This is a genomic window from Thiohalocapsa sp. (genome assembly GCF_022340605.1).
Classification (GTDB): domain Bacteria; phylum Pseudomonadota; class Gammaproteobacteria; order Chromatiales; family Chromatiaceae; genus Thiohalocapsa.
In genome coordinates this window covers 61,667-70,306 of sequence record NZ_JAJDNQ010000089.1, presented here as the reverse complement: position 1 = coordinate 70,306, position 8,640 = coordinate 61,667, and the positions used below count along the sequence as shown (strand labels likewise).

The 8,640-nt window shown below is 68.1% G+C and carries 10 protein-coding genes; 7 read left to right on the top strand and 3 right to left on the bottom strand.

Features of this window, described 5'->3' with window-relative positions:
* The first annotated feature begins 112 nt into the window (after positions 1–112).
* Positions 113–1,234, top strand: coding sequence for an SGNH/GDSL hydrolase family protein (locus LJE69_RS12480; RefSeq protein WP_296925461.1), 1,122 nt, complete (start codon positions 113–115; stop codon positions 1,232–1,234).
* A gap of 308 nt (positions 1,235–1,542) precedes the next feature.
* Here LJE69_RS12480 and LJE69_RS12475 read toward each other — a convergent pair whose 3' ends face one another.
* From LJE69_RS12475 to LJE69_RS12465, 3 genes are all read right to left on the bottom strand, one after another.
* Positions 1,543–2,127, bottom strand: a complete 585-nt coding sequence (locus LJE69_RS12475) for a Uma2 family endonuclease (RefSeq protein ID WP_296925459.1) — start codon at positions 2,125–2,127, stop codon at positions 1,543–1,545.
* Positions 2,128–2,275: 148 nt separating this feature from the next.
* Positions 2,276–3,196: a polysaccharide deacetylase family protein gene (locus tag LJE69_RS12470; RefSeq protein ID WP_296925457.1), complete on the bottom strand. Its 921-nt coding sequence runs from the start codon at positions 3,194–3,196 to the stop codon at positions 2,276–2,278.
* Positions 3,196–4,089 carry a GNAT family N-acetyltransferase gene (locus LJE69_RS12465; RefSeq protein ID WP_296925455.1) on the bottom strand — a complete coding sequence of 298 codons (894 nt, stop codon included), beginning with the start codon at positions 4,087–4,089 and terminating at the stop codon, positions 3,196–3,198. Before LJE69_RS12465 ends, LJE69_RS12470 begins: the two co-directional genes overlap by 1 nt.
* 202 nt (positions 4,090–4,291) lie before the next feature.
* Here LJE69_RS12465 and LJE69_RS12460 point away from each other — a divergent pair, with 202 nt between their 5' ends.
* From LJE69_RS12460 to LJE69_RS12435, 6 genes are all read left to right on the top strand, one after another.
* Positions 4,292–4,639: a metalloregulator ArsR/SmtB family transcription factor gene (locus tag LJE69_RS12460; protein WP_296925453.1), complete on the top strand. Its 348-nt coding sequence runs from the start codon at positions 4,292–4,294 to the stop codon at positions 4,637–4,639.
* A 267-nt stretch (positions 4,640–4,906) separates the two neighbouring features.
* Positions 4,907–5,755, top strand: coding sequence for an MBL fold metallo-hydrolase (locus LJE69_RS12455; RefSeq protein ID WP_296925451.1), 849 nt, complete (start codon positions 4,907–4,909; stop codon positions 5,753–5,755).
* A 35-nt stretch (positions 5,756–5,790) separates the two neighbouring features.
* Positions 5,791–6,225, top strand: coding sequence for an arsenate reductase ArsC (locus LJE69_RS12450; protein ID WP_296925449.1), 435 nt, complete (start codon positions 5,791–5,793; stop codon positions 6,223–6,225).
* A 3-nt stretch (positions 6,226–6,228) separates the two neighbouring features.
* Positions 6,229–7,317, top strand: coding sequence for an ACR3 family arsenite efflux transporter (arsB, locus tag LJE69_RS12445; protein ID WP_296925447.1), 1,089 nt, complete (start codon positions 6,229–6,231; stop codon positions 7,315–7,317).
* On the top strand, positions 7,310–8,263 hold the full coding sequence (locus LJE69_RS12440; RefSeq protein ID WP_296925445.1) for a permease: 954 nt from the start codon (positions 7,310–7,312) through the stop codon (positions 8,261–8,263). Before arsB ends, LJE69_RS12440 begins: the two co-directional genes overlap by 8 nt.
* 9 nt (positions 8,264–8,272) lie before the next feature.
* Positions 8,273–8,509 (top strand): thioredoxin family protein, encoded by a 237-nt coding sequence (locus tag LJE69_RS12435; protein WP_296925442.1) that lies wholly within the window; start codon positions 8,273–8,275, stop codon positions 8,507–8,509.
* Positions 8,510–8,640 lie beyond the last annotated feature (131 nt).

Sequence of the window (8,640 nt, the reverse complement as noted above, 5' to 3'; positions counted from 1 at the left end):
GCGGGCTCAGGTGGGCCGACGCCGGCTTGTGCATCCGTGGCGGTGCCGTCTGTCGCACCGTTGCATGCCGCCGCCGACAAGCACCTCTGTCTCTGCCAAGGAGCTCATCCTCATGCCGCATCGTCTTCGCCTCACCCTGCTTTCGCTCCTCCTGCTGCCCGGCGTCGTGCTTGCCGGGCGCATGCCCTATTCGAATCTCTACATCTTCGGCGACAGCCTGTCGGACATCGGCAACAGCTACCTCGCCACCACCGCCGACGGCCAGGACCCACCGTCGCCGGACCCGACCTATTACCCACTTCCCGGACACTTCTTGAACGACGCCGGCAACGACGGCATCGGCGACAGCTACGGCGAGGTCATGTGGCGGGCGCTGAACCTGCCCGGCGAGCTAGCGCCGGGCCTCGCGGGCGGCACCGACTATGCCGTCGGCGGCGCGCGCAGCCGCTACGGCGAGGCGGACATGACGGGGGCCGTGGGTTCACGGGTGCCGCCCGCGCTCGCGGACATGCCGAGCCGGGACGCGGCCTCCGCGGGTAGCCTGTGGGGACAGTTGAACGCCTATTTGCCGACGTCCGCGAGCGTCGCGGACGCCGATGCGCTCTACATCGTGATGATCGGCGGCAACGATGTGCGGGACATCGCGACGCTTCAGAACCTCGGCAGCGCCGAGGCGACTGGTCTGTTCACGCAGTCGGTCGGAGACGTGGTGGCCGGCATCCTCGAGCTCATCGGCGCCGGCGCGCGCAACGTCGTCGTGCCGACGGTGCCGGACCTGGGCTTGACGCCCGAGGCGCTGGCTTTCGATGCAGCCTCGCCGGGCGTCTCCGCGGCGCTGAGCAGCCTGACCACCGCGTACAACGATGCGGTGGTGAGCACCCTGAATGCGCAGCTCGCCGCGCTGACGGGTGTGGACGACCTCAATCTTTGGTACCTGGATACCTTCGATCGTCTCCAGGACATCGTCGAGGATCCGGCGCGCTTTGGTCTCGCCAATGTCACCGACGCCTGCCTCACCGGCTATTTCGTCGAGACCGACACCGACCCGACGGGGGACCCGAGCCTGTGCTCGAATCCCGAGAGCTATGCCTTTTACGATCGCGTGCACCCAACTAGCACGGTGCATGCCATCCTCGCGGACGACTTCCTGGCAGCCGTGCCGGCGCCCGCAACGGCGGTGCTGATGCTGGGCGCACTGCCGGGCCTGGCGATGAAACGGCGTCGGCGGCGCTGATACGCCTGCACGGACATGCGACATCCGGGCGCCACGGATCAGCGCACGTGGCGATGTCGCCGCGATGGCAGCAGCTCTTGTGGCGCGGTTCTTGTGGGAGCGGCACTCTTGGTGCCGCGACCGGCGGCAAGGCAGCACACTAGGCCTCAGGCAACTGCCGAGCGGGAGGCGGTCGCGCGTCCGCCATCGCGCCACAAACGGCAGTGGCGCTCCCACAAGGATCGTAGGTCGGGTTAGCGATAGCGTAACCCGACAATCAAAGGCTTATCGGCGCCCGGCGTCGGGTTACGCTGCCGGGATGGCGGAGGTCAGTCACCCCGGCCGAACTCTACCCCCGCGTAGAGATCGGTCATCGCAATGGTGCAGTCGATGACGTCGAAGACGACGTTGCGGTCGGCGGCGGTGTAGCTGGTCATGACCCAGCGCTGGTCGGTCTCTCGGGTGAAGACGTCGATCGCCTGGCGGTCTTGGGCCACCAGGACGTATTGGCGAAGGCTCGGCAAGGTGCGGTAGCTTGCGAACTTGCCGCCGCGGTCGTAGCCCTCCGTGGATGGGGATAGGACCTCGATCAGCAGGGTTGGATTGATGAGCGTATCGCGGCGTTGGTCGTAGAACTCCGGCGCGCCGCAGAGCACCGCCACGTCGGGATAGGTGCCGGCATTCGCGTCGGCGGCGTATACGCGCAGGTCGTTGGTGAGCACCCGGCAGGGGTGCCCCTTGAGCGCGGCATGCAACTCGCCGACGAGGTTGGCGGTGATGAGGTTGTGCTCCCAGCTGGCGCCGGTCATCGCGAACACTTCGCCGTCGAGGTATTCGTGACGCTGGTCCACGCACTCGCGCTCGGCGGCGAGATAATCGTCGAAGCTGTAGCGGGGTCTCGGTTGCAGGGACATCGACGTGCTCCTCGTCTGGGTCCAGCGAGTATAGCCCGAGCCTGCGGCGACGAAGGAGACCATCGTGTGCAATGTGAGACCTGACCCCCCTCGTTGGTACGGGCGCCCTGCGCGGGCCGGGGGTGGCGGGCGCGCAGGTGGGCGTCGATCAGGGCTGGGTGTCCGGGGCCGGATGCGTGGCGAGCCAGTGCCGCGCGATCTCCTCGCGCCGGCAGATCCAGACCTGCTCGCGCGCCTGCACGTAATCCAGAAAGCGGGCCACCGCGCCGGCGCGGGCCGGGTGGCCGCTGATGCGCGCGTGCAGGCCGATGCTCATCAGCTTCGGGCTGCGCTCGCCCTCGGCCCAGAGCTGATCGAAGGCGTCGGTGAGCAGGCGCAGGAAGTCGTCGCCGTTGGCGAGGCCGTGCGGAAGCAGATAGCGGGCGTCGTTGTTCACCAGGGTGTAGGGGATCACCAGGTGCGGCGCCCCGGCGTCGTGTGCATCGGGCAGCCAGTAGGGCAGGTCGTCGTTGTAGGCGTCGGAGTCGTAGAGGAGGCCGCCGGCCTCGCGCAGGAGCCGTCGGGTGTTGAGGCTGACCCGGCCCGTGTACCAGCCCACCGGCGGACGGCCACAGAGCTGTTGGATGATGTCGCGGGTGCGGCGGATGTGCTCGCGCTCCACGTCCTCGGTGACGTGGTGGTAGTCCAGCCAGCGATAGCCGTGGCCGGCGATCTCGTGGCCGGCGTCGGCCAAGGCACGGCCGATGGCGGGATTGAGCTCCAGCGCGCGGCCGCAGGCGAAGGCGGTGAGCGGCAGGCCGCGGTCGCCGAACAGGGCCAGCAGCCGCCAGACGCCGGCACGGGCGCCGTACTCGTACATGCCCTCGATGCTGAGGTCGCGCTCGCCGTTGCGCACCGGGCGGCCGGGCAGCTCGTGCAGGTAGGCCTCGGAGCCAACGTCGCCATTGAGCACCGTCGACTCCGCACCCTCCTCGACATTGAGCAAGAATTGCACCGCGACCCGCGCATCACCCGGCCAGTGCGGGTGCGGAGGCGCCCCGGCGTAGCCGACGAGGTTGCGCCCGGACATCAGCCGAGCTCGAAGGTGGTGACGCCGAAGATGCGCCCATGCGCCAGCTCGGGTGGCGGCCCGAGGTACATGCGCGCGCAGCCGAAGACCTCCCGCATGTCGTGTCGGCGCGCCAATTCCAGCGCCGCCGGGTTGTTCTCCGGGGCATCCAGGAACACCGGGCCGCCGGCGCCGAAGGCCGCGAGCCGCGTGAACAGGGCATCGGCGACCTGCACGTCGTCGGCGAACAGGGGGCCGATCTTGCAGCCCTCGCGGCAGCGGCGGGTGACGCCGAAGCCCGCGAGCCTGCCGTCGTGCCGGCAGGCGAGGGCGAGGGCATCCGGCTGGCTGCTCCAGCCGGTGAGGAAGGTATCCCGCGGCGCCGGGAAGCACGTGCGGTCGTAGGCGGCGATTTCTTCGAAGGGGACCTCGGCGAGCGGGACGATGAGCGTGTCGGAGTCGGATGCGTGCGTCTGCTCCGGTGCGTTCCCGGGCCTATCCGCCTGGAATCGGATGTCGCGGTGCGAGAAGACGAAGCCGCCCTTGGCGTAGTAGTCCTGCATCGCGACGACGCCGTCGAGGCCGATGGCGGCGCCGGGCGCGAGCCGCGCCAGCAGGCGCTCGCGGCGGGCGTGCCAGAGGGCATTGCCGAGCCCATGGCCGCGGAATTCCGGCCGCACGATGAAGAAGCCCATGAAGCCAAACGCGCCGCCGTAGGCCGTGATGGCGCCGCCGCCGATCAGCTCGCCATCCAGCTCCGCGGCGATGAAGGCGTCCGGGTCCGTGGCCCAGAAGACATCCGCATCGTGCAGGCCGGGGTTCCAGCCTTCGGCGGCGGCCCAGTCCACGAGCCGGTCCACCTCGGCGCGGGTCATGTTGCGGATCACGAGCTCTTCGGCAGGACTTGGGGCCATGGTCAGCCTCCGCGGTGGTCGATGAGGGCGCTCGGCCGGACGGGTTGGCGCTCGCGACGCCGGACAGGTTGCAGGGTCATGCGCCTGGCTGGAGCCGCTGCCAGGATGTGAGGGGCGGCGCCGATGAAGCCAAGGTGCGCAATGCCCCGTAGCACACTACATTCGTTTGACGGTATATATTGCCTCGCGTATGTTTTGACGCATGCGCCCAACCGACCTCTTCGCCGCTTTGGCCAACGCCACCCGTCTGCGCTGCCTGCTGCTGCTCCTGCGCCATGGCGAGCTCTGCGTCTGCGAGCTGACCCATGCGACGGGCGCGCTCCAGCCGCACGTCTCGCGCCATCTGGCGCAACTGCGCGAGCTGGGGCTGGTGTCGGACCGGCGCGAGGGGCTCTGGGTCTACTACCGCATCCATCCGGCGCTGCCCGCCTGGGCGCTGCACGTTCTGGAGGCAACGGCCGCGGGTGTGCGGGCGCAGTCGCCCTTCGCCGATGACGCAGAGGCGCTCGCACAGATGCCCAATCGCCCCTCGGCCCCGCGCTGCGCTTGAGCGGGCGCCGTGGCCGTCAGCGCCGCGCGATACCGACAAGACCCCCGAAGCGACTCGACGGAGACGCTGGCGCGCTCGCCTGAAAGTCTGGTGGGACTGTAAACATTCGATCAGTGATATATATGTAATGTCATATATATTGGTGCTTGACGAGAGTGAGAAACAGCCATGCTGCACCTGTCCCGATTGCTGATTCTGGCCTCTACCCTTGTGTTGTTCGGGGCAGGCGCCTCGCATGCGGGGACAACCGAGTGGGCGCCAAGCCGAGTGGCTACGGGTGTCTACGCCCTGATCGGTCCCACGGGACCGCGCACGGCGGAGAACGATGCGCTCAACTGCAACATCGGCTTCGTGGTGACGGAGCAGGGCGTCGTCCTCATCGACTCCGGCGCTTCGCGGCTCGGCGCGGAGCGGATCGCGCGCGCCGTCGCCGCGGTGACGGATGAGCCGATCCGCTGGGTGATCAACACGGGCAGCCAGGACCACCGCTGGCTCGGCAACGGCTATTTCGCCGCACAGGGTGCCGAGATCATCGCCCTGCGGCGCACGGTCGAGACGCAGAAGCGCTACGCGGCGCAGCATCTGGCCAGCCTCGGCGGCGTGCTGGGCGAGCGGCTGACGGGAACCGAGCCGATCACTGCTCCCGAGCCCCTGCCTGGTGATGAAGCGCGGCTGACACTTGGCGGAACGCCCATCGAGCTGCGGTATCTGGGCGACGCGCACTTCCCCGGTGACGCCGTGGTCTGGCTGCCGGACCAGCAGGTGCTCTTCAGTGGGGATTTGGTCTTCACCGACCGCTTGCTCGGCGTGCTGCCGAGCAGCCACGTGCGCGGCTGGCAAGCGGCCTTTCACCGCATGGAGACGCTGAAGTCCAAGGTGATCGTCCCCGGCCACGGCGGTGTGGGCGATCTCGCCAAGGCTCAGGCCGACACCGGCGCCTATCTCGACTGGCTGGTGAGCGAGGTGGGCGCCGCGCAGGCGGATTGGGAGCCCCTCGACGAGGTGGTCGATCGCCTGGCGGATGCTCCCCGGTTCAGCCACCTCGCCAACTTCGACACCTTGCACCGCGCGAACATCAACCGCGCCTATCTCGACTTCGAGCGCAGTGCCGACTGATCCCTGCATCGCAAGAGAGCCCGGAGGAAACACCCATGACGACCGATCCCAAGACCGTCCTGGTCCTCTGCACCGGCAACTCCTGCCGCTCGCAGATGGCCGAGGTGCTGCTCAATCACGACCTGGCGGGGCAAGTGCACGCCCTGTCCGCCGGCACTCGGCCACAGGCCAAGGTGGCGGATGGCGCCATCGCCGCGCTAACGGATATCGGGCTGCCGACAGAGGGCCTCTATCCGAAAGACGTCGACGCCGTGCTCGAGGAGGCGATCGACCTGGTGGTCACCGTCTGCGACAACGCCAAGGAGAGCTGTCCGATCTTTCCGCGCCCGGTACGGCAGATCCATCTGCCCTTCCACGACCCGCACGGCGAGCCGCTGGAATCCTTCATCCGCGTGCGTGACGAGATCCGCGCGCGGCTGGTGCCGGCGGTGGCCGAGACCCTGGATCTGACGCCAAGCGCCCAGGAGTGAGCCATGTCCGTTCAGTGTGAAGTCTCCCTCAAGCAGGTCGCCGGTGCGCCCATGAGCGTCTTCGAGCGTTGGCTGACCCTGTGGGTCGCGCTCTGCATCGTGGCCGGCATCGGACTGGGGCAGTTCTTCCCCGCGCCGTTCCAGTTCCTGGGCAAGCTGGAGGTGGCCCAGGTCAACTTACCCGTCGGGTTGCTGATCTGGGTGATGATCATCCCGATGCTGATCAAGGTCGATTTCGGCGCACTGCATCAGGTGCGCGACCACTGGAAGGGCATTGGCGTGACGCTCTTCGTCAACTGGGCGGTCAAGCCTTTCTCCATGGCGCTGCTGGCCTGGCTGTTCATCCGCGGGCTCTTTGCGCAATGGCTGCCGGCCGACCAGATCGACGCCTACGTGGCCGGCCTGATCCTGCTCGCCGCCGCGCCTTGCACGGCCATGGTCTTCGTCTGGAGCCGGCTGACGGGCGGTGACCCCTATTTCACCCTGAGCCAGGTCGCGCTCAACGACACCATCATGGTCTTTGCCTTCGCGCCCATTGTGGGACTCTTGCTCGGGCTGTCGTCCATCGTGGTGCCCTGGGACACGCTGCTGACCTCGGTGGTGCTCTACATCGTCATCCCGGTGCTCATCGCCCAGGTCTGGCGGAAGGCGCTGCTGAAGCAGGGCCAGGCGCGCTTCGACGCCACCCTCGACACCCTGGGGCACGCCTCCATCCTGGCGCTGCTCGCCACGTTGATCCTGCTCTTCGCCTTCCAGGGGGAGGCGATCCTGGCACAGCCGCTGATCATCCTGCTGCTCGCCGTGCCCATCCTGATCCAGGTCTTCTTCAACGCCGGCCTGGCCTATTGGCTCAACCGCACGGTCGGTGAGAAGCACAGCGTCGCCTGTCCGTCCGCGTTGATCGGCGCGTCCAACTTCTTCGAGCTCGCGGTGGCGGCGGCCATCTCCCTGTTTGGCTTCGCGTCCGGGGCGGCGCTGGCGACCGTGGTCGGGGTACTGATCGAGGTGCCGGTGATGCTGCTCGTGGTGCGGGTCGTGAACCGGACCCGGGGCTGGTACGAACGAGGCCAGGCGGTGTCTGTCCATGTTTGAGCGCCTCGGCAATCTGGTCGCCTTCCAGCTCTTCGGGCTCGATCCCGCCTCCCACGCGGGGGCGGCCGTGCAGTTCTTCGTCATGGACGTGGCCAAGATCTTCGTGCTGCTGGTCGCCGTCATCTATGTCATGGGGCTGCTGCGTGCGATGCTCTCACCGGAGCGTGTGCGCGCCTTCGTGCGCGACCGGCCGGACTGGCAGGCGCGCGGCATGGCCGTCACCCTCGGCGCGGTGACGCCGTTCTGCTCCTGCTCCTCGGTGCCGCTGTTCATCGGCTTCGTCGAGGCCGGCATCCCGCTGGGCGTGACCTTCTCGTTCCTGATCGCGAGCCCGATGATCAACGAGGTCGCGGCCGTCATCCTGGTGGGCATCCTCGGCTGGCAGCTCGCTGCGCTCTACGTGGTGGCGGGGCTGCTCGTGGCCTGGTTCGGCGGCATGGCCATGCAGGCGTTCCGCCCCGAGCGCTGGGTCGAGGACTATGTCTGGAAGATCCACATGGGCGAGGCGGCGACCATTGAGCCCGACACGAGTCTCCTGGGCCGGCATCGCTACGCGGTGGGCGAGGTGAAGGAGATCGTCGGGCGCATCTGGCGCTGGGTGCTGATCGGCATCGCGGTCGGCGCGCTCTTCCACGGCTTCGTGCCGGCCGCCTGGGTCACCGCACACCTGGGCGGCGATGACTGGTCCACCGTCCCGGCGGCGGTCCTGCTGGGCATCCCGCTCTACTCGAACGCCACCGGCATCATCCCGGTGGCGGAGGCGATGTTGAGCAAAGGCGTTGCCGTGGGTACGACGCTCGCGCTGATGATGAGCGTCGCCGCGCTCTCGCTGCCGGAGATGCTCATCCTGCGCAAGGTCATCCGTTGGCCGGCCCTGGCCCTGTTCGCCGGCGTGCTGGCCGTTGCCTTCACCCTGGTGGGGTGGGGCTTCAACCTGATCCATTGAGGATTTACGATGAAGACATTCAAGGTGTTGGGCGGCGGCTGCCGCAACTGCGAGGTGACCGCCAATGTGATCACTCAGGCGGCCCGGGAGGCGGGAGTGGATATCACACTGGAGAAGGTCACGGATATGGCCGAGATCCTGGGCTACGGCGTCATGTCCACACCGGGCGTGGTGTTGGACGGCAAGGTGGTGCACGCCGGCGGCATTCCCGCTCCGGATCAGGTGCGCGCCTGGGTGCGCGACTGAGCACGGCGGGTGCGTGGCGCCCAGCGAGGAGCGATAAGCAACGGTTCAAAGACGACGTGAACAGCGTAGGGCGGACCTTGTCCAGAGATTGGGCGCAGCGCGTCCGCCGTCCTCGCCCGCGGTGGATGCAC

Bases quoted from the DNA above. Each gene is read 5' to 3' on its own strand.
- LJE69_RS12480 (WP_296925461.1), top strand. From the start codon at position 113: ATGCCGCATCGTCTTCGCCTCACCCTGCTTTCGCTCCTCCTGCTGCCC.
- LJE69_RS12475 (WP_296925459.1), bottom strand. From the start codon at position 2,127: ATGTCCCTGCAACCGAGACCCCGCTACAGCTTCGACGATTATCTCGCC.
- LJE69_RS12470 (WP_296925457.1), bottom strand. From the start codon at position 3,196: ATGTCCGGGCGCAACCTCGTCGGCTACGCCGGGGCGCCTCCGCACCCG.
- LJE69_RS12465 (WP_296925455.1), bottom strand. From the start codon at position 4,089: ATGGCCCCAAGTCCTGCCGAAGAGCTCGTGATCCGCAACATGACCCGC.
- LJE69_RS12460 (WP_296925453.1), top strand. From the start codon at position 4,292: ATGCGCCCAACCGACCTCTTCGCCGCTTTGGCCAACGCCACCCGTCTG.
- LJE69_RS12450 (WP_296925449.1), top strand. From the start codon at position 5,791: ATGACGACCGATCCCAAGACCGTCCTGGTCCTCTGCACCGGCAACTCC.
- arsB (WP_296925447.1), top strand. From the start codon at position 6,229: ATGTCCGTTCAGTGTGAAGTCTCCCTCAAGCAGGTCGCCGGTGCGCCC.
- LJE69_RS12440 (WP_296925445.1), top strand. From the start codon at position 7,310: ATGTTTGAGCGCCTCGGCAATCTGGTCGCCTTCCAGCTCTTCGGGCTC.
- LJE69_RS12435 (WP_296925442.1), top strand. From the start codon at position 8,273: ATGAAGACATTCAAGGTGTTGGGCGGCGGCTGCCGCAACTGCGAGGTG.